21 protein-coding genes and 1 tRNA gene are annotated in these 22,665 nt (G+C 71.7%); 13 read left to right on the top strand and 9 right to left on the bottom strand.

All coding sequences use genetic code 11. From position 1 onward, the window contains the following. Positions 1-3: 3 nt before the first annotated feature. The 4 genes from AB6A65_RS03460 to AB6A65_RS03445 all read right to left on the bottom strand — a co-directional run bounded on the left by AB6A65_RS03460 (position 4) and on the right by AB6A65_RS03445 (position 3,252). Positions 4-1,203 carry a toxic anion resistance protein gene (locus tag AB6A65_RS03460; protein WP_371037242.1) on the bottom strand — a complete coding sequence of 400 codons (1,200 nt, stop codon included), beginning with the start codon at positions 1,201-1,203 and terminating at the stop codon, positions 4-6. A 10-nt stretch (positions 1,204-1,213) separates the two neighbouring features. After that, on the bottom strand, positions 1,214-2,119 hold the full coding sequence (locus AB6A65_RS03455) for a 5-bromo-4-chloroindolyl phosphate hydrolysis family protein (RefSeq protein ID WP_371036962.1): 906 nt from the start codon (positions 2,117-2,119) through the stop codon (positions 1,214-1,216). Beyond that, entirely contained in the window at positions 2,119-2,328 is a 210-nt protein-coding gene (locus tag AB6A65_RS03450) for a hypothetical protein (protein ID WP_371036961.1), read from the bottom strand. Before AB6A65_RS03450 ends, AB6A65_RS03455 begins: the two co-directional genes overlap by 1 nt. A gap of 138 nt (positions 2,329-2,466) precedes the next feature. Further along, complete coding sequence (locus AB6A65_RS03445; protein WP_371036960.1) at positions 2,467-3,252, bottom strand: pseudouridine synthase; 786 nt, start codon at positions 3,250-3,252, stop codon at positions 2,467-2,469. A gap of 61 nt (positions 3,253-3,313) precedes the next feature. Between AB6A65_RS03445 and AB6A65_RS03440 the strand changes: the two genes are divergently transcribed. Next, complete coding sequence (locus tag AB6A65_RS03440; protein ID WP_371036959.1) at positions 3,314-3,763, top strand: nucleoside deaminase; 450 nt, start codon at positions 3,314-3,316, stop codon at positions 3,761-3,763. Positions 3,764-3,776: 13 nt separating this feature from the next. Here the strand turns inward: AB6A65_RS03440 and ptsP are convergent, their stop codons facing one another. Together ptsP and AB6A65_RS03430 are read right to left on the bottom strand one after the other, a co-directional pair. Next, positions 3,777-6,014 (bottom strand): phosphoenolpyruvate--protein phosphotransferase, encoded by a 2,238-nt coding sequence (gene ptsP / locus AB6A65_RS03435; RefSeq protein ID WP_371036958.1) that lies wholly within the window; start codon positions 6,012-6,014, stop codon positions 3,777-3,779. Positions 6,015-6,140: 126 nt separating this feature from the next. Beyond that, positions 6,141-7,379, bottom strand: coding sequence for an aspartate kinase (locus tag AB6A65_RS03430; protein ID WP_371036957.1), 1,239 nt, complete (start codon positions 7,377-7,379; stop codon positions 6,141-6,143). Between the two features lie 114 nt (positions 7,380-7,493). Between AB6A65_RS03430 and AB6A65_RS03425 the strand changes: the two genes are divergently transcribed. The 3 genes from AB6A65_RS03425 to AB6A65_RS03415 are packed head-to-tail and all read left to right on the top strand — an operon-like array spanning position 7,494 to position 9,885. After that, the gene (locus AB6A65_RS03425) at positions 7,494-8,744 is read left to right on the top strand and encodes a 3-deoxy-D-manno-octulosonic acid transferase (RefSeq protein WP_371036956.1); all 1,251 of its coding nucleotides are present in this window, start codon (positions 7,494-7,496) and stop codon (positions 8,742-8,744) included. A gap of 54 nt (positions 8,745-8,798) precedes the next feature. Further along, on the top strand, positions 8,799-9,227 hold the full coding sequence (locus AB6A65_RS03420) for a DUF1178 family protein (RefSeq protein WP_371036955.1): 429 nt from the start codon (positions 8,799-8,801) through the stop codon (positions 9,225-9,227). Between the two features lies 1 nt (position 9,228). Continuing rightward, positions 9,229-9,885: an SDR family NAD(P)-dependent oxidoreductase gene (locus AB6A65_RS03415; RefSeq protein WP_371036954.1), complete on the top strand. Its 657-nt coding sequence runs from the start codon at positions 9,229-9,231 to the stop codon at positions 9,883-9,885. Between the two features lie 10 nt (positions 9,886-9,895). On the opposite strand, the gene AB6A65_RS03410 is transcribed toward AB6A65_RS03415, so the two are convergent. Beyond that, positions 9,896-10,597 carry a GntR family transcriptional regulator gene (locus AB6A65_RS03410; protein WP_371036953.1) on the bottom strand — a complete coding sequence of 234 codons (702 nt, stop codon included), beginning with the start codon at positions 10,595-10,597 and terminating at the stop codon, positions 9,896-9,898. After that, positions 10,594-11,952: a formimidoylglutamate deiminase gene (locus AB6A65_RS03405; RefSeq protein ID WP_371036952.1), complete on the bottom strand. Its 1,359-nt coding sequence runs from the start codon at positions 11,950-11,952 to the stop codon at positions 10,594-10,596. Before AB6A65_RS03405 ends, AB6A65_RS03410 begins: the two co-directional genes overlap by 4 nt. A gap of 67 nt (positions 11,953-12,019) precedes the next feature. Here AB6A65_RS03405 and hutI point away from each other — a divergent pair, with 67 nt between their 5' ends. The 7 genes from hutI to AB6A65_RS03370 all read left to right on the top strand — a co-directional run bounded on the left by hutI (position 12,020) and on the right by AB6A65_RS03370 (position 20,248). After that, positions 12,020-13,222, top strand: coding sequence for an imidazolonepropionase (hutI, locus tag AB6A65_RS03400; protein WP_371036951.1), 1,203 nt, complete (start codon positions 12,020-12,022; stop codon positions 13,220-13,222). Continuing rightward, entirely contained in the window at positions 13,219-14,739 is a 1,521-nt protein-coding gene (gene hutH / locus AB6A65_RS03395; protein WP_371036950.1) for a histidine ammonia-lyase, read from the top strand. The genes hutI and hutH overlap by 4 nt, the downstream gene beginning before the upstream one ends. Continuing rightward, a complete protein-coding gene (hutG, locus tag AB6A65_RS03390; RefSeq protein WP_371036949.1) occupies positions 14,736-15,530 on the top strand; it encodes an N-formylglutamate deformylase in 795 nt (264 codons plus the stop codon). Before hutH ends, hutG begins: the two co-directional genes overlap by 4 nt. Positions 15,531-15,688: 158 nt before the next feature. Then, the gene (gene hutU, locus AB6A65_RS03385) at positions 15,689-17,356 is read left to right on the top strand and encodes a urocanate hydratase (RefSeq protein ID WP_371036948.1); all 1,668 of its coding nucleotides are present in this window, start codon (positions 15,689-15,691) and stop codon (positions 17,354-17,356) included. Beyond that, positions 17,353-17,775 (top strand): DUF1810 domain-containing protein, encoded by a 423-nt coding sequence (locus AB6A65_RS03380; RefSeq protein ID WP_371036947.1) that lies wholly within the window; start codon positions 17,353-17,355, stop codon positions 17,773-17,775. Before hutU ends, AB6A65_RS03380 begins: the two co-directional genes overlap by 4 nt. Continuing rightward, positions 17,772-18,776 (top strand): ornithine cyclodeaminase family protein, encoded by a 1,005-nt coding sequence (locus AB6A65_RS03375; RefSeq protein WP_371036946.1) that lies wholly within the window; start codon positions 17,772-17,774, stop codon positions 18,774-18,776. Before AB6A65_RS03380 ends, AB6A65_RS03375 begins: the two co-directional genes overlap by 4 nt. Then, a complete protein-coding gene (locus AB6A65_RS03370; RefSeq protein ID WP_371036945.1) occupies positions 18,773-20,248 on the top strand; it encodes an aromatic amino acid lyase in 1,476 nt (491 codons plus the stop codon). Before AB6A65_RS03375 ends, AB6A65_RS03370 begins: the two co-directional genes overlap by 4 nt. Before the next feature lie 27 nt (positions 20,249-20,275). Here the strand turns inward: AB6A65_RS03370 and AB6A65_RS03365 are convergent. After that, positions 20,276-20,349: transfer RNA gene (locus AB6A65_RS03365), tRNA-Cys, on the bottom strand. Positions 20,350-20,486: 137 nt separating this feature from the next. On the opposite strand from AB6A65_RS03365, the gene AB6A65_RS03360 reads away from it, so the two are divergent. After that, the gene (locus AB6A65_RS03360; RefSeq protein ID WP_371036944.1) at positions 20,487-21,140 is read left to right on the top strand and encodes a protein-L-isoaspartate O-methyltransferase; all 654 of its coding nucleotides are present in this window, start codon (positions 20,487-20,489) and stop codon (positions 21,138-21,140) included. Positions 21,141-21,191: 51 nt separating this feature from the next. Then, on the top strand, positions 21,192-22,619 hold the full coding sequence (locus tag AB6A65_RS03355) for a TolC family outer membrane protein (RefSeq protein ID WP_371036943.1): 1,428 nt from the start codon (positions 21,192-21,194) through the stop codon (positions 22,617-22,619). Positions 22,620-22,665 lie beyond the last annotated feature (46 nt).

The following is a 22,665-nucleotide window of genomic DNA, read 5'->3' as shown; positions in this document are numbered from 1 at the left end:
CGTTCACGCCTTGGGAACGGCGGTCGCCGCGGTGTCGCCCGTGCCCGTGGCGCGCGCCTTGGCGGAGGACAGCGTGTCGCGCAGCTCGGACTCCATCTTTCGAAGTTCCTGCTCGGCGGCGGCGCGGCGCGCCTTGCCCTCGTCGGCGATCTGAAGGCTCTCCTCGATCGTGCCGACCAGATCGGCGTTGGCCTTCTTGATGGCCTCGATGTCGAAGACGCCGCGCTCCATCTCCTGGCGGATCGCCTTGTTAGAGGCGCGCAGGTTCTCGGCGTTCGCCGTCAGCAATTCGTTCGTCAGGTCCGAGGCTTCCTTCACCGCGGCCGCGGCCTCGGCCGAGCGCTGGATCGTGACCGCCTGTGCGAGCTGCGTTTCCCACAGCGGCACGGTGTTCACGAGGGTGGAATTGATCTTGGTGACGAGGCTCTTGTCGTTCTCCTGCACGAGGCGGATGGAGGGCAGCGACTGCATCGTCACCTGCCGGGTGAGCTTCAGGTCATGGACCCGGCGCTCCAGGTCGTCGCGCGCCGCGCGCAGGTCGCGCAGCTCCTGCGCCTTCATCACCTGATCGTCCTCGGGCGCCGCGGCCACCGCCTTTTCCTTCTCGGGGATGTCGTTGCCGTCGAGGTCCTTCAGCTTGGCCTCGCCCGCCGCGATGTAGAGCGCGAGCTCGTCATAGAAGCCCAGGGTCTTCTCGTAGAGCATGTCGAGCGACTTGATGTCCTTCAGAAGCCGGGGCTCGTGGTGCAGAAGGTTCTCGGTGATACGGTCGATCTGGCCCTGAACGTGCTCGTAGCGCGCCGCGAACTTCGCGGCCGGGGCCGCGCGTCCGAGCAGGCGCTCCCAGAAGCTGCGCTCGCGGCGCACGTCCAGCTCGGACACCGAGAAGCCGCGGATCGTGGTGACGATGTCGCGCAGCGAATCGCCCGCCGGGCCCACGTCCTTGTTGCGCACGTCGGCCAGCATGGCCTGGCTGATCTCCTGCAACTCCGCCTGGGCGGCGGAGCCGAAGGAGACGATCGAGTTCGTGTCGGCGATGTCGATCTCGTCCATGCGGCGCCGGAGCTCGCCGCTCTTGGCGGTATCGGCCTCCTCCAGGGGGACGATCTCGGACGTCTCGGCGGGATCGGGCAGCACCACGGCGTTCATCTCCTCCACAAGCGAGAGGGTCTTTTCCGCCTCCTGGCGGACGTTTTCGGACATCGGCATGGACTCACTCCTGTTGGTAGTCGGCCCGAAGGCCCTCCTGCTTGAGGCGGTCGCGCAGCACCTCGATCTCAACGCTCATGTCGGCGTGGTCGTTGGCCAGCAGCTTCTCCGTGCGGGCGGCGAAATTCTGCTCCAGATCGTCGAGCAGAGCGAGGTAGTCGGCGCGCGCCCCCGCGTCGCGGCCGCGCGCGTAGACCTCCGCGAACTTCACCGAGGCGTCCCGCGCGCCCATCAGGTAGACCGACAGGAACTTTCGCGCCGAGGTCAGGTCGCGGGGGTCGTTCTCGACCGTGCGGAACAGTTTCCGCGCCGTGGCGAGAAACCGCTCCACCCGCGCCTCGATCTGGCGGTCGCCGGTCCGGGCGATGGCGTCCCGCATCGCCGTGAGGTGCTTTTCGGCCTCGTCCACGGCGCGGGCCACGCGATCCTGCTGGAAGCGGTCCACGCCTTCGATTCCCTTGTCGGTGAGCGGATCGACGCCGAAGGCCGTGACGTGCAACGCCGCCCCGATCACGCCGTAAAGCAGCGCGCCCGGAAGATCCCCGTTGCCGCTGCCCGCGGCGACCGCCGTGCCGATGCCCACCAGGAGCGAGGCGGACAGCTTGCGCGGCATCGCCGGGCGGCGGGCGACCTTGCGGTCGTGCCAGGCGGCCTCGGCGCGCAGCCCCTCGCGCGTCAGCCAGGCCGCCAGCGCCCAGAGGCTCGCGCCGATGAGCCCCAGGGCAAGCCGCTCGGGCCCGCCGCCCAGCGAGAAGACGGCCAGCACCGCGGCCGGAAGGTAGAGCAGGTTGACGCGGGCCCCGCCGGGCGCGATCCGGAATTCCGTCGCGGTGGTGGACAGGCGATGCGCGCCCTCCGTCTCCTCCGCCCCCGCCTCCGGGCTGAACCGTCCGCCGTAGCGCCGCGCCATCAGCCCGCCTCCAGCAGGCCGGTGGCGGTGCCCAGCATGACCGCCATGAGAAGCAGATAGGCCATGCGCTGCACGGCGTTGAGCCGCCCGCCGGGGCGCCCCATCGCGCGCCCGGTGCGCCCCCCCGTCTCGGAGATCACAGCGACGGCGATGGCGGCCAGGGCCGTGACCACGGCCACCAGCACGAGGATAAGCACAAGTCGCGACATGGTGCTCCTGCGTCAGGGTCGCCACCACGATAGGCCATGGCGGGCTTCGGGGCCAGCCCCGGCGGCGGAGCGCCGCCCGTTCCGGAACCGCCCCTTCCGGGCTTGCGCAGACGCGTGTAACGTCCTCGTGACGGCGGTTCAGCTCCGGCGATGGCGGCGCAGCTTCGGCTTGCCCTGGGCCGCGCTTTTCGTCTCGCCCAGCCCAAGCTGGTCGCGCAGGACGCGCTGGCGCACCTCCTCCACCGCGCCCGGCTTCAGCGTGCCCAGCTGAAAGGGCCCGTAGGAGATGCGGATCAGGCGGTTCACCGTCAGGCCCACGGCCGTCATCGCGCGGCGGATCTCGCGGTTCCTCCCCTCCTTGATCGCCACGGTCAGCCACGCGTTCGCGCCCTGCTGGCGGTCGAGCGTGACGGTCATCGGCTGAAAGCGCTCGCCGTCCACGCTCAGGCCGCGCCGCAGCGGCTCGAACGTCTCGTCGGCGGGCGTGCCCTTCACGCGGACCCGGTACTTGCGCGTCCAGCCCGTCGAGGGCAGCTCGAGCCGGCGCTTGATCGCGCCGTCGTTGGTCAGCAGCAGAAGCCCTTCCGAGGTCAGGTCGAGCCGTCCGATGCTCATGACGCGGGGCATGTCCTCGGGCAGCGCGTCGAAGATCGTGGGACGGCCCTGCTCGTCGCGGGTCGTCGTCACCAGACCGGTGGGCTTGTGGTAAAGCCATAGCCTCGGCGGCTCGGGCGCCCCGACGGGCCGGCCGTCCACGGTGATCCGGTCGGCGGGCGTGACGTTGAGCGCCGCGCGCTCCACGCGGCGGCCGTTCACCGCCACGCGGCCCGCCTCGATCATGCGCTCGGCCTCGCGCCGGCTCGCCACGCCGGCCCGCGCCAGAACCTTGGCGATGCGCTCGCCCTCGGGGGTCTTCTCGCTCATGCCCCGCGCATAGGCCCCGCGCGACCCTTGCGCAAGCGTCGCGCGGGCGGCATCAGGCGCCATGACCTTCCGTTCGCACATGGAGACCGCGCTGGCCGAGGCGCGCGCGGCGGCGGCCCGGGGCGAGGTGCCGGTGGGCGCCGTCGTCGTGGACCCGGCGGGCCGGGAGGTGGCGCGTGCCGGCAACCGGACCCGCGAACTCAGCGATCCGACCGCCCATGCCGAGATCCTCGCGCTCCGCGAAGCCTGCGCGGCGGCGGAATCCGAACGGCTGCCGGGCCATGCGCTCTACGTCACGCTGGAGCCCTGCGCGATGTGCGCGCAGGCCATCGCCTTCTCGCGTATCGCGCGGCTCTATTACGGCGCGTCTGACCCGAAGTCCGGGGGCGTGGCGCATGGGGCGCGCGTCTTCACCCACCCGCAGGCGCATCACGTGCCGGAGATCTATCCCGGCATCGCCGAGGAGGAGGCCGCGGCGCTCCTGCGCGATTTCTTCGCCGCGCGCCGCTGATCCCGGGTTCCCGTCAGCGTTTCAGATACTCCATGACGGCCGCGCGGACCGACTGCTCGCCGCGCTCGCGTGCCCCCTCGATCACCGTGCGCACCTCTCCCAGGTGCGCGCGGCGCAAGAGGTGCTTGACCGGCCCGATGGAGGCCGGGCGCATGGACAGGAGCCGGATGCCCATCGCCGCGAGGCAAAGCGCCTCCACCGGGCGGCCCGCGTCCTCGCCGCAGAAGGAAAGCGGCGTGCCCGTCTCCTCGCAGCGCCGCACGATCTGCTCGATGAAGGTCAGGAAGCTCACGTTCAGCGTGTCGTAGCGCCGCCGCACCAGCTCGTTCTCACGGTCGGCGGCGAAGAAGAACTGCTTGAGGTCGTTGCCGCCGATCGAGAGGAACTCCACCTCCTCGAAGAAACGCCGCGGCGCGAAGGCGAGGCTCGGGGTCTCGAGCATCGCCCCCACGTCCAGCGAGGAGGGCAGGGGGTGCCCCAGGATGCGCTCGCGCGCCAGCGCCTTGTCCATCTCGGCGCGCGCCGCGACATATTCCTCGTACTGCGCGATGAAGGGGAACATCACCGAAAGCGGCCCGCCATTGGCGGCCCGCACCAGCGCCTGAAGCTGCATCCGCAGCACGCCCGGCTTGTCGAGGCCCACGCGGATCGCGCGCCAGCCGAGCGCCGGGTTCGGTTCGTCCACGGCCGTCATGTAGGGCAGGACCTTGTCCGAGCCGATGTCGAGCGTGCGGAACACCACGCGCTTGCCCTGCGCCGCCTGCATGATCCGGGCGTAGAGCGCCGAGAGCTCCGACCGGCGCGGCATCTTGTTGCGCAGAAGGAACTGCAGCTCGGTCCGGAAGAGCCCCACGCCCTCGGCGCCCGACCCCGCGAGCGAGGGCAGGTCGGCCATGAGCCCCGCGTTCATGTGCATTCCGATCGTGGTGCCGCAAAGCGTCTCGGCGGGCTTGTCGCGGATCGAGGCGTAGCGTTCCTGCGCCTCCGCCTGCATCGCGATCTTGTCGCGGAAGGCGGCGGCGATGCTGTCGTCGGGGCGCAGGTGCACGATGCCCTGCTCGCCGTCCACGGCGATCGGATCGCCGTTGAGCGCCTCCGTGGTGATCCGCTCGGCGTGGATCACCAGCGGGATGGCGAGCGCGCGCGCGACGATGGCGGCGTGGCTGCCCACCGAGCCTTCCTCCAGCACCACGCCCCTGAGCGCGCGGCCGTAGTCCAGAAGCTCCGCGGGCCCGATATTGCGCGCGATCAGGATCGGGTCGGCCGGCATCTGCGCCCCGGTCTCCTTGCCCTGGCCGGTGAGCAGCCGCAGCAGGCGGTTCGACAGGTCGTCGAGATCGTGCAGCCGGTCGCGGAGATAATGGTCGCTCACCTGCGTGAGGCGCGCCCGTGCGGAGGACTGTTCCTTCTCGACCGCGGCCTCGGCGGACAGGCCGCTGGCCACGCTTTCTTCCATCCGCCGCAACCAGCCGGGCGAGTTGGCGAACATGCGGTAGGCCTCGAGCACCTGAAGCTGCTCGGCGTCACCGCCCGCCGCGCCGTCCAGCATCCGGTCCACCCCCACGCGCAGGCGGTCCACCGCCTCGCGCAGGCGCTCCGCCTCCCGGTCGGGATCGTCGGCGATGGGGTTGGCGACGACCACGCGCGGTTCGTGCAGCCACACATGACCCATCGCGACGCCTTCCTGCCCGATCGTGCCCCGCAGCGTGACCGGCTGCTGGTGGCGCGCGGTCATCGCCGCGCCTTCGCCCACGAAGGCGCCGAGCTCCGCCATCTCGGCCAGGACCATGGCCACGACCTCGAGCGCGTAGACCTCGTCGGCGGTGAAGCCGCGCGGCTCGCGCGACTGAACGACCAGCACGCCCAGCGTCTCGCCCAGCCGCTGGATCGGCACGCCGAGGAAGGAGGTGTAGGCCTCCTCGCCGGTTTCCGGCATGTAGCGGAAGCCCGGCAGGGCGGGGGCGTTCTCCGTGTTGATGATCCGGCCCGAGCGGCCGACCCGGCCCACGAGGCCCTCGCCGAGCCGCAGCCGGGTCTGGTGCACCGCCTCCGGCTTCAGCCCCTCGGTCGCGCAAAGCTCCAGCGTCTCGCGGTCGCGGAAGAGGTAGATGGAGCAGACCTCGGTGCCCATCGATTCGGCGATCAGCGTGGTGATCCTGTCGAGCCGTTCCTGGCCCGCGCTCTCGCCGGCCATCGCCTCGCGCAACCGGCGCAGAAGCTTCCGGCTTTCGCTCTCGCCTCGGTCGGGCATGCCTGGCTGTCGCTCCTCGCCCCGGTCGGTCATCGTCCGGACGCCTTTAGAGCACAACCCGCGGTCGGAAAGAAACGTCTTCCTTCGCGTGCCGCGGCGCGGCGGAACGGCTGGACGACCCCGGGATCAGCGCGGCTGCCCGAGTTCGAAGGCGTCATGCAGCGCCTGCACGGCGAGTTCGGTGTATTTCCGGTCGATCAGCACGGAGATCTTGATCTCGGAGGTGGTGATGACCTTGATGTTGATCCCCTCGTCGGCCAGCACCTTGAACATCTTCGCCGCCACGCCTGACTGGCTGCGCATCCCGATCCCGACGACGGAGATCTTCGCGACCGCCTGGTTCGCGATGAGGTCGTGGAAGTTGATCTCGCCCCGCTCCTTCGCGGCCATCATCGCCTGTTCCGCGCGCAGCACCTGCTCGGTGGGCAGCGAGAAGGTCATGTCGGTGCGCCCCTCCTCGGAGATGTTCTGCACGATCATGTCCACGTTCACGCCCGCCTCGGAAAGCGGGCCGAAGATCGCCGCCGCGATGCCGGGGCGGTCGGCGACCGAGACCAGCGTCAACTGCGCCTCGTCGCGGGAATAGGCGACGCCCGAGACCACGTTCTGTTCCATGATGTCCTCCTCGTCGCACACCAGCGTGCCCGCCTCGTCCGACTGCTCGCCGAAGCTCGAGAGCACGCGCAGCTTCACCTTGTAGCGCATCGCGAGCTCGACCGAGCGGGTCTGGAGCACCTTCGCGCCGAGCGAGGCGAGTTCCAGCATCTCCTCGAAGGCGATGCGGTCAAGCTTGCGCGCCTTCTCCGAGATCCGGGGGTCGGTGGTATAGACCCCGTCCACGTCGGTGTAGATGTCGCAGCGCACCGCGTCGAAGGCGGCGGCGAAGGCCACCGCGGTCGTGTCGCTTCCGCCCCGGCCCAGCGTCGTGATGCGTCCCTCGGGGCTGACGCCCTGGAAGCCGGCGACGACGGCCACCTTCATGCCCTGCGCGAACCGGCGCGAGATGTTCCCGCTCGGGATATCCTCGATCCGCGCGGCGCCGTGGGCGGAGGTGGTCAGAACCGGCACCTGCCAGCCCTGCCAGCTGCGCGCCGGGATCTCCATCTCCTGGAGCGTGAGCGCCATCAGCCCCGCGGTCACGTTCTCGCCGGAACTCACCACCGCGTCGTATTCGCGCGCGTCGTAGAGCGGCGAGGTCTCGTTCACCCAGCCGACAAGCTCGTTGGTGCGTCCGGCCATGGCCGAGACGATCACGATGACGTCGTGCCCCTTGGCCACCTCGACGCCCACGCGCTTGGCCGCGCGGCGGATACGGTCGAGCGTGGCGACGGAGGTGCCGCCGAATTTCATCACCAGAACGGACATGGGGCCATCACCCGGTGTCGAGGTCGCCGGGCGGTGTAGGCAGTCGCGCGGGCGGGCGCAAGCGAAACCCTCCGGGCTTGTGCGGCCCGGGGCTGGGGACTACGGGACGTGGCCATGTGGCTCTACCGCGTGATCTTCGCCGTCGCGGCGTTCCCGCTCGCCGCGCTTTTCGCAGTGCGGACGCTGCGCGGGCGCGAGGACCTGGCCGCGCTCCGCGCACGGCTCGGGGTCGCGCCCGCGCCGGGCGACCGGCGGCCCACGGTCTGGCTGCACGCCGCGTCGAACGGGGAACTTGCGTCGGTCGCGCCGCTCGTCGCGCGGCTGCGGAGGGCGCGGCCCGATCTTCGCTGGTTCGTGACGGCCAACAGCGTGACGGGCCGCGATCTCGCACGGGGCTGGGGCGTGGCGGCGGAGTGCGCGCCCCTCGATCTGCGCGGGGCGGCGCGGCGCCTGCTGCGGCGGTGGGACGTGCGGCTGCACATCGTCGTGGAGTCCGAGTTCTGGCCGAACCGCCTTTCGGCCTGCGGCGCGGCGGGCGTGCCCGTGGCGGTGCTCGGCGCGCGGATGAGCGCGCGGACGGCGCGGGGCTGGGCGCGCCTTCCGGGTCTCGCGACCCGCGTCCTGGGGCATATCTCCTTCCTGTCGGCGCAGGACGCCCGCTCGCTCGAGCGGCTGCGCGCGCTCGGCCTGCCGGGGGCGGCCGCCGGGCCGGTGCTGGATCTCAAGGCGCTCTACACCCCGCCGCCGGGCGAACCGGACGGGGCGTTGCAAGCCGCCTTTCCGCGCGCCGGGACGTGGCTTGCGGCCTCCACCCACGACGGCGAGGAGGACATCGTGATCGCCGCCCATCTCGCGGCCCGCGCGGCGCGCCCCGGTCTGCGGCTGATCCTCGCGCCCCGCCATCCCGCGCGCGGCGACGCGGTGGCGGCCCTGCTTGCGCAAGCCGGGATCGACTTCGACCGGCGCAGTCGCGGCGAGATCACGGGCGCCGAGGTGCTGCTTGCCGACACGATGGGCGAGATGCACCTGTGGTACGCGCTGGCCGGGACCGTTTTCGTCGGCGGATCGCTCGTGCCGAAAGGCGGGCACACGCCCTACGAACCCGCGGCCTTCGGCTGCGCCCTGCTTCACGGACCGCACCTGGAGAATTTCGCGCCCGCCTATGGCCGCATCGCGGAGGCGGGGGCGAGCCGGCGGGTCTCCGGCGCCGGGGAGCTGGCCGGGGCGCTTTCGGACCTTGCCGCGCTGGACGCGCAGACGGCGCTCGGGCAGGCGGGGGCGCAGGCGCTGGGGCACGGCGCGGACGCCGAGGCGGTGGTGGCCGCGGTGCAGCACATGCTGCCCCCGGCGGACAAGGAGAGTTGATCGCCGCGACGGCGTCCTTATCTACTGCCCGGACCTGTTCCGCGAGTTGCAGCGATGATCCACTACACTCTGAAATGCGCGAACGATCACAGCTTCGACAGCTGGTTCCAGTCCGCCATCGCCTTCGACAAGCTCGAGGCCGCGGGCATGGTCTGCTGCTTGGTCTGCGGATCGACGAAGGTGCAGAAGGACGTGATGTCGCCCCGCGTGGGCAAATCGACGCGACGCGCGCGCCCTGCGCCCGCGCTGAGTGCGCCCGCGCACCCGGCCGAGCCCGCGCTGCGCCGCCTCCGCGCCTTCGTCGAGGCGAACTCGGAGGACGTGGGAGAGAACTTCGTGCGGGAGGCGCGCGCGATTCACGCGGGCGATGCGCCGGAACGCGCGATCCGGGGGCAGGCGCGGCCCGCCGAGGCGCGCAAGCTCGTCGAGGACGGGGTGACCGTGGCGCCGCTCCCCTTCCTGCCCACGCGCAAGTCGAACTGAGATGGCTCGCCCGCCTCACGCCGTGATCACCGGGGCCAACCGCGGCATAGGCGCGGCCCTCGACGCGGGGCTCCGGGCGGCGGGCTGGACCGTCTCTGGCACCGCGCGCGCCGGCGACGGGTTCCTGCCTCTCGACGTGCGCGATCCCGAGAGTGTCGGCGCCCTCGCGGCACGGCTGGACTCGGTGCCGGTGGACCTGCTGGTCTGCAACGCGGGCATCTACCCCGACAAGGGCGAGAGCCTCGCCGACGGCTACCCGGCCGAGATGTGGGCCGAGACCTTCGCGGTGAACGTGACGGGCGTGTTCCTCACCGCCCAGGCGCTCCTGCCCAATCTCCAGATCTCTGACGCGCCGCGGATCGCCGTGATCTCCAGCCAGATGGGCAGTTCCACGCGCGCGCCGGGCGGCAGCTACATCTACCGCGCCTCGAAGGCCGCGGCGGTGAACCTGGGGCGCAACCTGGCCACGGATCTCGCGCCGCTCGGGATCGCGGTGGGCATCTACCACCCCGGCAGGGTGCGCACCGACATGGGCGGCGCGAGGGCCGAGATCGGTGTCGAGGACGCCGCCCGCGGCCTGATCGAGAGCTTCGGCGAATTGAGCGTCGCCACGACCGGACGTTTTCTGACCTGGGACGGGCGCGAGCACCCGTTTTGAGGCGCCCGGCTCAGATCTTCATGCGCAGCCGGTAGCCCGGCGCGTAGGCCAGCCGCACCCAGGTGACTGGCGCGTCCGGACCCTGGGTGGCGCGCTCCAGCACCATCACGGGCGTTCCGGGCGCGCAGCCCAGATGAGCGGCGGCATCGGCGCTGGCGGGCTCGGCGGCGTAGTCGAGCGTGCCGCGATCGAACGGCGCGTGTCGCACCAGCCACTCGTTCGCGCTGATCTCGTCGAGCGGCGCGGCGGCGAAGCCCGGCGCGGCGGCGAGGTTCACCCAGCGGTCCTCCCAGGCGTAGGGCCGCCCGTCGGCGAGGTGGAGCGCGCGAACCCGCTCGGCGCGGGCGCCGGGGGCGAGCCCCAGCGCGAGGCGCGGAGCCTCGGGCACGGGCGCGGCCCCGCGCGCGATCAGCGCGTGGGCGTAGCGCGCGCCGCGTTCCTCGACCTCCTCGCGGACGATCGGAACCGACAGAAGGGCCCGGCGCTGCGGCGCCTCGGCAACGCGTGTGCCGGCGCGGCGGCGCCGCTCCAGCAGCCCCTGCTTGGCCAGCGCGCGGAGTGCGCGGTTCACCGTGGCGCGGGCATGGCCCAACTCGCGCGCGAGCGCCACCTCGCTCGGGATCAGCTCTCCGGGCTGCCACTCCCGGGTCTGGATGCGGCGCAGGGCCTCGTCGTGCACCGCGCGCCATGCCGGGCGCCGCCCGGTCGTCATAGCGCATCCCCGAGCCGGACCATCGCCTCGCGGAACCGCGCCTCGATCCGGCTCCGCGCCACGTGGGCGCCGTCGCGGACCACGTGGCGGCCTGCCGACCAGACGTCGCGCACCAGCCCGTCGCCGGCGGCGAAGATCCATGTGTCGAGCGCGGTGTCGCCGTTCCGTCCAACGAGGGCGGTGGCCTCGGTGTCGAGCGCCACGAGGTCGGCCCATTCGCCGGGCGCGATCGCGCCGCGCCCCCGCCCGAGCGCCTGCGCGGCGCCGGTCGCGGCGGCCTCCAGAAGCTGGCGACCCGTGGACTGGCCGGGATCGGCCAGCACGGCGCGGGCGCGATCCCGCAACCGCTGGGAATATTCGAGCGCCGAAAGCTCTCCCGAGAGCGAGATCCGCAGGTTGGAATCGGAGCCGACGCCAAACCGGCCCCCCGCGGCGCGCCAGCCCGCCCCGTCGAAGATGCCGTCGCCGAGATTGGCCTCCGTCACGGGACAGAGCCCCGCGACGGCGCCGGTGCGCGCCAACCTGGCGGTTTCGTGCGGGCGCATCTGGGTGCAGTGGATCAGGCACCACCGCGCATCCACCTCCGCGTTGTCCAGAAGCCACTCGACGGGCCGCGCCCCGAGCGCCGACATGGCCTCGCTCACCTCGCCCTCCTGCTCGGCGAGGTGCATGTGCAGGGGCCCCAGCCCCACTTCGGCGATCTGCGCCAGCGCGTCCGGAGAGACGGCGCGGAGCGAATGCGGGGCAAGGCCAAGCACGGCATCCGGCCCCAGCGTCGTCATGGCCCCGGCCGCGCCCTCCACCAGCCGGGAGAAGCGGTCGGTGTCGTTGCCGAAGCGGCGCTGCCCGTCCCCCAGGGGACGCCCGTCGCAGCCGCCCTGGCTGTAGAGCACCGGCAGAAGTGTGAGGCCGATCCCGGTTTCCGCCGCCGCGGCGACGATCCGGTCGGCAAGTTCCGAGAGACGGGGGGAGGGGGCGCCGCCCGGCTGATGGTGCAGGTAATGAACCTCGCCCACGGCGGCGAAACCCGCCTCCAGCATCTCCATCTGCACCTGCGCGGCGATGGCTTCCACCTCGTCGGGGCCGAGCGCTTCGAGAAAGCGGTACATCAGCTGCCGCCAGGTCCAGAAACTGTCCTGCCCCGCGCCGCCGCGCCGCTCGGCCAGGCCGGCCATCGCGCGCTGGAAGGCGTGGGAATGCAGGTTGCCCGGCGCCGGCAGCAAGAGCCCCGTGCGGTGATCGGGCGCGGCGCCGGCCGGCGCTTCGGCGAGCCGCCCGTCGGGTGCGATGGCGACGCGGATCTCGCTGGCCCAGCCCTCGGGCAGGAGCGCCTGCGCTGCGTGGATGATCGTCATCGGGGCCTCTTGACGGGGTTAATATGTGCAGACATAAAATCGATAAACCCGATTTCACGAGGGTTCAATGTCCGCCTCCGTCCTCACCGATGCCGTCCTCGCGACGATGAATGCGTCCGCGCCCTGCGGCCTGGTGCCGAAGGCCGCGGTGGCTGTCGAAGGCGATCGCATCGCCTGGGCGGGGCCGGCCGACGCGTTGCCCTCGCCCTTCGACGGCTGGCCGGCGGAGCGGCTGGAAGGGCGTCTCGTGACGCCGGGCCTGATCGATTGCCACACGCATCTCGTCCACGGCGGCGACCGCGCGGGGGAGTTCGAGATGCGCCTCGAAGGCGCGAGCTACGAGGAGATCGCCCGCGCCGGTGGCGGCATCGTCTCGACCGTCACCGAGACCCGCAAGGCGGCCGAGGAGGCGCTGGTATCCGGTGCGCTTCGCCGGCTCGACGCGCTCATCGCCGAGGGCGTCACCACGGTGGAGGTGAAATCGGGCTACGGCCTCGACGCGGAGACCGAGCTGCGCATGCTGCGCGCGGCCCGCCGGCTGGGCGAGGCGCGAAACGTTACCGTGCGCACGAGCTTTCTGGGTGCGCACGCCGTCCCGCCCGAGCAGGCGGGCCGCGCCGACAGCTACATCGACGAGGTCTGCCTGCCCGCGCTGCGCCGGGCGGCGGAGGAGGGGCTCGCCGACGCGGTGGACGGGTTCTGCGAAAGCATCGCCTTTGACACGGCGCAGATCGCGCGCGTCTTCGATCTCGCCGCCGAGCTGGGACTGCCGGTGAAGCTCCATGCCGAGCAGCTGTCCTGGATGGGCGGGGCGCGGCTCGCCGCGTCGCGGGGCGCGCTTTCGGCCGACCACCTCGAATATGCCACCTGGGAGGATGCGGCGGACATGGCGCGCGCCGGCACGGTGGCGGTGCTGCTGCCCGGGGCCTTCTACACGCTGGGCGAGACGCAGCTGCCGCCCGTGGGCGCGTTCCGCTCCCACCGCGTGCCGATGGCGCTCGCCACGGACTGCAATCCCGGCTCCTCGCCGCTCACCTCGCTGCTTCTGGCGCTCAACATGGGGTGCACGCTCTTCCGGATGACGCCCGAGGAGGCACTGCGTGGCGTCACCGTTCACGCGGCCCGCGCGCTCGGCCTTGCCGATCGGGGGCGCATCGCGGCGGGCCTCCGGGCCGATCTCTGCGTCTGGGACGTGGCGCGCCCGGCCGAACTCGCCTATCGCATCGGGTTCAACCCGCTCCACCGCCGGATCGTGGGGGGGCGCACATGATCCTTTCGCCCGGCGCCGTGCCCCTGGCCGATCTGGAGCGGCTCTGGCGCGAGGGCGAGGCGCCGCGGCTCGACCCGGCGGCGCGCGGGCCGGTGGAGGCGGCGGCAGAGCTCGTGGCCCGGGCCGCCTTCGGGGAGGCGCCGGTCTACGGCGTGAACACCGGCTTCGGCAAGCTCGCCAGCCGGAAGATCGCGGCCGGGGACACCGCGCAGCTTCAGCGCAACCTGATCCTGTCGCATTGCGCCGGCGTGGGGGCGCCGATGCCCGAGGCGCTGGCGCGTCTGATGATGGCGCTCAAGCTCATGTCGCTCGGCCGGGGCGCATCGGGCGTGCGCTGGGAGATCTGCGCGCTTCTTGAAGGGATGCTCGCGCGGGGCGTCACGCCGGTGGTGCCGCACCAGGGCTCCGTCGGCGCGTCGGGCGATCTCGCGCCGCTTGCGCACATGACCGCCGTGATGATCGGCGAGGGCCGCGCCTGGCACCAGGGCCGCGAGATGGCGGGCGCGGACGCGCTGGCGGCGGCGGGTCTCGCGCCGGTGGCGCTCGGCCCGAAGGAGGGGCTCGCCCTCATCAACGGCACGCAGTTTTCCACGGCCTGCGCCCTCGCCGCGCTCTTCGACGCGTTCCGCGCGGTGGAAAACTCCGCCGTGATCGCGGCGCTTTCCACCGATGCGATCATGGGCTCCACGGCGCCGCTGGTGGCGGAGATCCACAGGCTGCGAGGGCATGCCGGGCAGATCGAGGGGGCTGATGCCATGCGCCGCCTGATGGAGGGCAGCGAGATCCGCGAGAGCCACCGCGAGGGCGACCCGCGCGTGCAGGATCCCTACTGCATCCGCTGCCAGCCGCAGGTGGCGGGCGCGGCGCTCGACGTGCTGCGCACGGCCGCGCGCACGCTCGAGATCGAGGCCAACGCGGTGACCGACAACCCGCTCGTGCTGGTCGGGGAGGGCCGCATCGTCTCGGGCGGGAACTTCCACGCGGAACCCGTGGGCTTCGCCGCCGACCAGATCGCGCTCGCCCTCGCAGAGCTCGGCAGCATCTCCCAGCGCCGCGTGGCGCTGATGGTGGACCCGGCGCTGTCCTTCGACCTGCCGCCCTTCCTCACGCCCGATCCGGGCCTGAACTCGGGGTTCATGATCGCCGAGGTCACCACCGCCGCGCTGATGAGCGAGAACAAGCACCTCGCCCACCCCTGCGTGACGGATTCGACACCAACCTCCGCCAACCAGGAGGATCACGTGAGCATGGCCGCCCACGGCGCGTGGCGGCTCTTCCGGATGGTGCAGAACCTCTCCGTGATCCACGGCGTCGAGGCGCTTTGCGCCGCGCAGGGGATCGAGGCGCGCGCGCCGCTGCGCAGCTCCGAGACGCTGCGCGGCGTGCTGGCACGGCTTCGGCAGGACGTGCCGCCGCTCGTCGAGGATCGCTATCTCGCTCCCGACATCGAGACCGCCGCCGCGCTCGTCCGCGACGGCGCGCTGGTGGCGGCCGCGGGGCTGGAGGGGTTGCTATGATCGAGGGCGCGCGCGCCGACGGCCCGCTGGTCCTGGGGCTGCCGCATACCGGCACGGACCTGCCCGAGGCGGTGGCCGCGCGGCTCAACGAGCGGGGCCGCGCGCTCGCCGACACGGACTGGCACGTGCACCGGCTCTACGCGGGGCTCGCGCCCATGGCGAGCAAGGTGCGCACCACGATCCACCGCTACGCCATCGACGTGAACCGCGCCCCCGACGGGGCGAGCCTCTACCCGGGGCAGAACACCACCGGGCTCGTCCCGCGCACCGATTTCGACGGGGAGCCGATCTGGCAGGACGGCGCGGAACCCGACGCGGAGGAGGTGGCGCGCCTGCGCGACGCCTACCACGCGCCCTACCACGAGGCGCTCGCGTCCGAGATCGCGCGGGTGCGGGCGCGCCACGGTGTGGCGATCCTCTACGACTGCCACTCCATCCGCTCGACCGCGCCCTTCCTCTTCGCGGGCGTTCTGCCGGATTTCAACATCGGCACCGATGACGGGCGGAGCTGCGCGACGGTGGTGGAGGAGACCGTGCGCGCGGTCTGCGACGCGGCGCCGGGCTACAGCACGGTGGTCAACCGGCGTTTCAAGGGCGGCTGGACTACGCGGCACTACGGCCGCCCGGAGACGGGGGTTCACGCGATCCAGATGGAGCTCGCGCAGTCCACCTACATGGAGGAGGCGCCGCCCTGGACCTGGCGGGCCGATCGCGCGGGGCGGCTGCGCGGCCATCTGGCGCGCGTGCTCGAGGCGCTCGAGCGGCTGGCGCTCGGAGGCGCGCTGAGATGAGGCGGGGCGCTGTGGGCAGGTCCGGAAGAGGAGACCGTGCGCTTCCACCATTTTTATCTTTTTTCCAGTGCATTGCCGCCCGAGGCTGTGGAGCCGCCTCAAGCCCGCCCTGCTGTGGATAACCTTCGGGGCGGCGACGCCCGACCAGGAGACTGCCCATGACCGCTCCCCGCCACAACATCCGCGATATCTATCCCGACACCGGCCCCGAGATCAGCGCGAGGAGCTGGCAGACCGAGGCGCCGCTCAGGATGCTGATGAACAACCTGCACCCGGACGTGGCCGAGAACCCGCACGAGCTCGTCGTCTACGGCGGCATCGGCCGCGCGGCCCGCACATGGGAGGATTTCGACGCGATCGTGGCCACGCTGAAGCGGCTTGCCGAGGACGAGACGCTGCTGGTGCAGTCGGGCAAGCCGGTGGGCGTCTTCCCTACGCACCCGGACGCGCCCCGCGTGCTCATCGCCAACTCGAACCTCGTTCCTCACTGGGCGACATGGGCGCATTTCAACGAGCTCGATCGCAAGGGGCTCGCCATGTACGGCCAGATGACCGCGGGCTCCTGGATCTACATCGGCACGCAGGGCATCGTGCAGGGCACCTACGAGACCTTCGCCGAGGCCGGGCGCCAGCATTACGGCGGCGATCTGAAGGGCCGCTGGATCCTCACCGGCGGGCTCGGGGGCATGGGCGGCGCGCAGCCGCTCGCTGCCGTGATGGCCGGGGCCTGCTGCCTTGCCGTGGAATGCGACGAGACGCGCGCCGATTTCCGGCTGCGCACCCGCTATGTCGACGAAAAGACGCATGACCTCGACGAGGCGCTCGCGATGATCGCGCGCTGGACCGCGGCCGGGAAGGCGAAGTCCGTCGCGCTCATCGGCAATGCGGCCGACGTCTTCACCGAGCTCGCCCGGCGGGACGTGCGCCCCGACATCGTGACCGACCAGACCTCGGCGCACGACCCGCTGCACGGTTACCTGCCCCAGGGCTGGACGGTCGCGGAATGGCGCGCCAGGCAGGAGACGGACCCGGAGGCGGTGGAGGCCGCGGCGCGCGCCTCCATGCGCAACCATGTCGCGGCGATGGTGGCGTTCTGGAACCGCGGCGTGCCGACGCTGGATTACGGCAACAACATCCGCCAGGTCGCGCGGGAGGAGGGGCTGGAAAACGCCTTCGCCTTCCCCGGCTTCGTGCCGGCCTATATCCGCCCGCTCTTCTGCCGGGGCGTGGGGCCGTTCCGCTGGTGCGCTCTCTCGGGCGATCCGGAGGACATCTACCGCACCGACGCCAAGGTGAAGGAACTCATCGATGACGCGCACCTGCACAACTGGCTCGACATGGCGCGGGAGCGCATCTCCTTCCAGGGCCTGCCCGCGCGGATCTGCTGGGTGGGCCTCGGCCAGCGCCACAAGCTCGGGCTCGCCTTCAACGAGATGGTCGCGCGCGGCGAGCTGAAGGCGCCTGTCGTGATCGGGCGCGATCATCTCGACAGCGGGTCGGTGGCGAGCCCCAACCGCGAGACCGAGGCGATGAAGGACGGCTCGGACGCCGTGTCGGACTGGCCGCTTCTCAACGCGCTTCTCAACACGGCGAGCGGCGCCACCTGGGTCAGCCTCCATCACGGCGGCGGCGTGGGCATGGGCTTTTCCCAGCATTCGGGCATGGTGATCTGCTGCGACGGCACGGAGGAGGCGGCGCGCCGGATCGGCCGCGTGCTCTGGAACGATCCCGCTACGGGCGTGATGCGCCACGCCGACGCGGGCTACGAGGAGGCGCTGGACTGCGCGCGGGAGCATGGCCTCGACCTGCCCGGCATCCTGAAATGAGCCTCGCGCGGTTCCGCGAGGCGCAGGACCGGATCTGGCCCGCGCCGGTGGAAGAGCTTCGTGCGGGCCGCAAGGCGACGCACTGGATGTGGTTCGTCTTCCCGCAACTCCGCGGGCTCGGCCGGTCGGAGACCGCCCGTCGCTTCGGCATCGCCGGCCTTAAGGAGGCGCGCGCCTATCTCGCCGACCCCGTGCTCGGCCCGCGGCTTCTGGAGGCCGCCGCGGCGATGCGGGCGAACGCCGGCCGCGCGCCGGAAGACGTTCTGGGCGCGGTGGACGCGCTCAAGCTCCGCTCCTCGGCCACGCTCTTCGCCATGGCGGCGGAGGATCCCGCGCCGTTCCGCGCCCTGCTCGAGACCTTCCACGCGGGCGAGGCGTGTCCCGCGACCCGCGACATGCTGAAAGGAGAGGATCGATGACCCCGCCCGTCTACATGGACTATCTCAACCGCTTCGACGTGGAGGCGCTCGGCCTCGCCGACGAGGAGATCCTCGCGGCGGTGGAGATGGGGCTGCGGATGCAGGGCGCGGGCGCCACCGAGATCGAGCCCCGCACCCATATCCGGCCGCGCGCGGGCGCCGAGGGGCATTTCAACGTGCTGCGCGGCTGGATCGGCGGGCAAGTGGACAGCGCGGGCGTCAAGGTGGTGGGCGATTTCGTCGACAACTACAAGGCGGGCCGGCCCAGCGAATACGGCCTTCTCACCCTCTACGACCCGCGGATGGGCGCGCCCAAGGCGCTGGTGGACGCGACCGGGATCACCGAGATGCGCACGGGGGCCGTCACCGCGCTCGGCGCGAAATATCTCGGGCCCGAGAAGCCCAGGGTGCTCGGCCATGTCGGCGCGCGGGGCACCGCCTACTGGAACGTCCGGCTTCTCTGCCATCTCTTCGATTTCGAGGAGGTGCGCGTCCACTCCCGCCGCCCCGAGAGCCGCGAGGCCTTCGCGGCGCGGCTCGAGGCCGATCTGGGACGGAAGATCACCGTCACCGAGGACTGGCGGAGCTGCCTCGAGGGCGCCGACATCGTGGTGGAGGCCTCCCGGCTTTCCGAGCCCACGCCGCTTTTCCGTACCGAATGGGTGAAAAAGGGCGCGCTCGTCGTGCCTTACGGCACCATGTCGGCGGTGGAGATCACGCTCACCGACATCATGGACAAGGTGGTGATGGACGACTGGGGGCAGGCCCACGGCATCTTCGGCGCGCTCCGCGATCATGTGGACCAGGGCAAGCTCACGGCGGAGACCCTCCACGCCGAACTGGGCGAGATCGTCGCCGGGCGGAAGCCCGGGCGGGAGAGGCCGGACGAGACGATTCTCTTCTGGCATCGGGGCCTCTCGCTCTCCGACATCGCGCTGGGCCACGCCATGCTGGAAAAGGCGCGCGCCATGGGTGTGGGCCAGCGGCTGCGCTTCGCATGACGGCGGCGCCGATCGGCGAAGGCCGGATCACGCTCGCCGCCTTCGCGGGCCTGGTCGCGGGCGGCGGGCCCGTCCGGCTGTCCCCGGCGGCGCGGGAAAGGATGTCGGCCGCGCTCGCCATCGTGGAGGCCCGCGCGGCTGGCCCCGATCCCGTCTACGGCATGAACACCGGCCTCGGCGCCAAGCTCGCCGAGCGCATCCCGGCCGAGGACATCCCTGCCTTCCAGCGCCGCTTCGTCCTGGGCCGCGCCGTGGGTGCGGGCCAGCCCCTGCCCGAGGCGACGGGCCGGGCCGTGGCGATCGCGCGGCTCGTCTCGGCGGCGAACGGGCCTGCGGCGCTGTCGCTGCCGGTGGCGGATCATCTTTGCGCCCTCCTCGAGGCCGGGCTTTCGCCTGTCGTGCCCGAGTTCGGCTCGATCGGCGCGGCGGACCTCACGCAGCTCGCGGTCTGGGCGCTGGGCGTGCTCGGCGAGGGGGAGGTCTGGCGCGCAGGCGAGATCCTGCCCGCGGCGCGCGCCTTCGCCGAGGCCGGGCCTGCCGCCCCGCAGCTCGGGCCCAGGGACGGGCTCGCGCTCGCAAGCCATGCGGGGCTTTCGGTCGCGCTTGCCGCCGATGCCCTCGGGCGGGCGCGCACGGCGCTCGACGCGGCGAAGGCCGCGCTTCTGCTGTCTTACGCGGGCTATGACGCCAACCGCGCCATCCTCGCCCCGGAGGTGAACGCGCTGCGTCCCGCGCCGGGCCAGGCCGAGGCGGCGACCTGGCTGCGTGAGCGGCTCGCAGGCACCGCCCACGCGCCCCGCCGCATCCAGGAGGCGCTGAGCTTCCGCCAGGCGGCGCCGGTGACCGGCGCGGCCGAAGACGCGCTCGCCCGCGCCGTCGCTGTCTGGGAGGACGAGGCCAACGGCACTTCCGACAGCCCCGTTGCGCTTTCCGACGGGTCGATGGCCTCCACGCCCAATTTCCACGCCCCGGCGCTCGCGCTCGCGCTGGAGGGCGCGTCGCTCGCGATGGCCATGGCGGGGCAGGGGGCGGTGCAGCGCATGCAGCGGATGATGTCGCCCGCCCTCTCGGGCCTGCCGCGGGATCTCTCGCCCGAGGGCGGGGCCGCGGCGGGGATGGTGCCGCTTCAGAAAACGGCCGCGGCGCTCCTCGCAGAGATCCGCCGCCATGCGCAGCCCGCGATCCTCGATCCCGCGCCGGTTTCGGAGGGCGTGGAGGACATGGCCTGCCTCACCCCGCTCGCGGCGCGCAAGCTCTGCGACCAGATGCGCGCGTTCCGGCTTCTCGCCGGGGCGGAGGCGCTGGTCGCCGCGCAGGCCATCGACCTGCGCGGCGGCGGCCTCGGCGCGCCCGTGGCCCGGCTGGACGCGGCGCTGCGCGACCGCATCCCGCCGCTTGGCGCGGACCGGCCGCTCGGCCCCGATATCGAGACGGCTGCCCGGACCCTGGACGCCGCCGCGGGAGAGATCTGAAACAGGGTTTCGGTCTTCGGAGGAATTTGGAGGCGAGTACCGGAATCGAACCGGTGTACACGGATTTGCAATCCGCTGCGTCACCACTCCGCCAACTCGCCGCCGTGGCGGTGCACGGATAGCCCATCGCACCTGCGGCCGCAAGAGCGCAGCTGGCGCGGAATAGTTGCGGCGGCCGTTGCCCGGCCTCCGTGATTCTGGCAAGAGACTGGAACGATCCCCAGGCCAAGGGCGCAGAATGACCGATTTCGCCACCCGCCGCACGAACATGGTGGACACGCAGATCAGGGTCGCGGACGTGACCAAGTTCCCGATCATCGCCGCGATGCAGGAGGTCCCGCGCGAGGTTTTCGTGCCGCGTGAGAAGCGCGAGGTGGCCTATGTCAGCGAGAATGTGGATCTGGGTGACGGGCGCGTCGTACTGGAGCCGCGGACGCTCGCCAAGATGCTGGATTTGCTTGATATTCAACCCGATGAGCTGGTCCTCGACATCGGCGCGGGTCTTGGCTACGCGGCGGCGGTCATGGCGCGGCTGGCCGAGGCCGTGGTCGCCGTGGAGGATGACGCGGCGCGCGCTAAGGACGCGCAGGCGCTGCTGTCGGACCAGAACGCCGACAACGTCGCCGTGCATCACGGACCGCTCACCGAAGGCGCGCCGGAACACGGCCCCTACGACGTCATCGTGGTCGAGGGCGCGGTCGAGACGCTGCCCGACGCGATCACCGCCCAGCTGAAGGACGGCGGCCGGATCGCCTGCCTTTTCCAGGAAGGCGCGCTTGGCGTGGTGCGCATCGGCTACAGGCTCGACGGGGCCATGAGCTGGCGCTTCGGCTTCAACGCGGGCGCCCCCGTGATCCCGGGGTTCGAGCGTCACGCCGCCTTTACCCTTTGACGCGACATTCGAACTCGAGCGCAGACAATAAAAGCATGAGGAACGGCAGGCATGAAGAGATGGTGGAGGACAGCGCGCCATAGCGCTGCGGTCGGCGCGCTGGCGCTGGCCATGGCGATCGTGCCCCGCATGGGGGCGGCCGAAACGCTTGGATCGACGCTGACCAGCGCCTACGAGAACAGCGGGTTGCTCGACCAGAACCGCGCGCTTCTGCGCGCCGCGGACGAGGATGTGGCCTCGGCGATCGCGGCGCTGCGCCCGGTAATCAACTGGGAGGCCAACTTCCGTCGCAACGTCGGCACGCAGGGATCCGAAATCGGCGGCGTGTTCTCGGAGTCCGGCATCTCCGACACGCAGGTCGATCTTGGCGTCAACCTTCAGCTTCTGCTGTACGATTTCGGCCAATCCCGTCTCCGGGTCGACATCGCGAAAGAGACGGTGTTGGCCACGCGCCAGTCGCTTCTGGGCGTGGAACAGGACGTGCTCCTGCGCGCCGTTCAGGCGTATTTCGGCCTGCGGGAGGCGAACGAGACCGTCGCGCTTCGCGAAAACAACGTGCGCCTGATCTCGCGCGAATTGCGCGCGGCGCAGGACCGGTTCGAGGTGGGCGAGGTCACGCGGACCGATGTCTCGCTCGCCGAGGCGCGTCTGGCCCGGGCGCGGGCGAACCTCGCCGTGGCAGAGGGCAACCGCACCGAGGCGATCGAGGAATTCCGCGCCGCCGTGCGCCGCCCGCCGGGCGCGCTGTCGCCGCCCAACTCGCTTCCGCGTCTTCCCGCCAGCCTTGAGGAGGCGCGCGCGCTTGCCGTTCGCAACCACCCCGACATCAAGCGGGCGCAGCGCAACGTGACGGTGGCCGAGCTTGGCGTCGCGCTGGCGGATGCGGGCCTTTATCCCGACATTTCGCTGACCGCCGGCCTTCAGGCGCGGGAAACCGTCGACAGCGAGGCCTATGGCCGCACCGGGTCGGTCTCGATCGGCGCCCAGGGGCCGATCTACCAGGGCGGCCGGCTGACGTCGCAGATCCGCGCGGCCATGGCGCGCCGGGACGAGTCTCGCGCCGTTCTGCTTCAGGTCTCCGACCAGCTGGCCCAGACCGCGGCGACCGCGTTCGCGCGCGTCCAGTCCCGTCGCGCGGCGCTGGAGGCAAGCCAGCGCGAGGTCCGCGCCGCCCAGCTCGCCTTCGAGGGCGTGCGCGAGGAGGCCACGCTCGGCGCCCGGACGACGCTCGACGTGCTGGACGCCGAACAGGATCTGCTGGACGCGCGGGCCAACATCATCGCCGCCAACGCGCAGCTCTACACCGCCGCCTACCAGCTTCTGGCGGCGATCGGCGTCCTGACGGCGGAGGATCTGAACCTGCCGGTAAAACGTTACGATCCCGCGCAGTACTACAACCTCGTGAAGGACGCGCCGGCGGCCGTCTCGCGCCAGGGCCGGGAGCTTGACCGCGTTCTCAGGGCCATCGGCAAGGAGTAGGCTCCGCGCGATGCGTTGTGCGGGTCCGCCACGGCGGATAATCTTT

Origin of the sequence: Rhodosalinus sp. FB01 (genome assembly GCF_041365715.1) — a bacterium.
Classification (GTDB): domain Bacteria; phylum Pseudomonadota; class Alphaproteobacteria; order Rhodobacterales; family Rhodobacteraceae; genus Rhodosalinus.
Note: the sequence above shows the minus strand (reverse complement) of the source record. Positions and strands in the feature narration are given on the sequence as shown.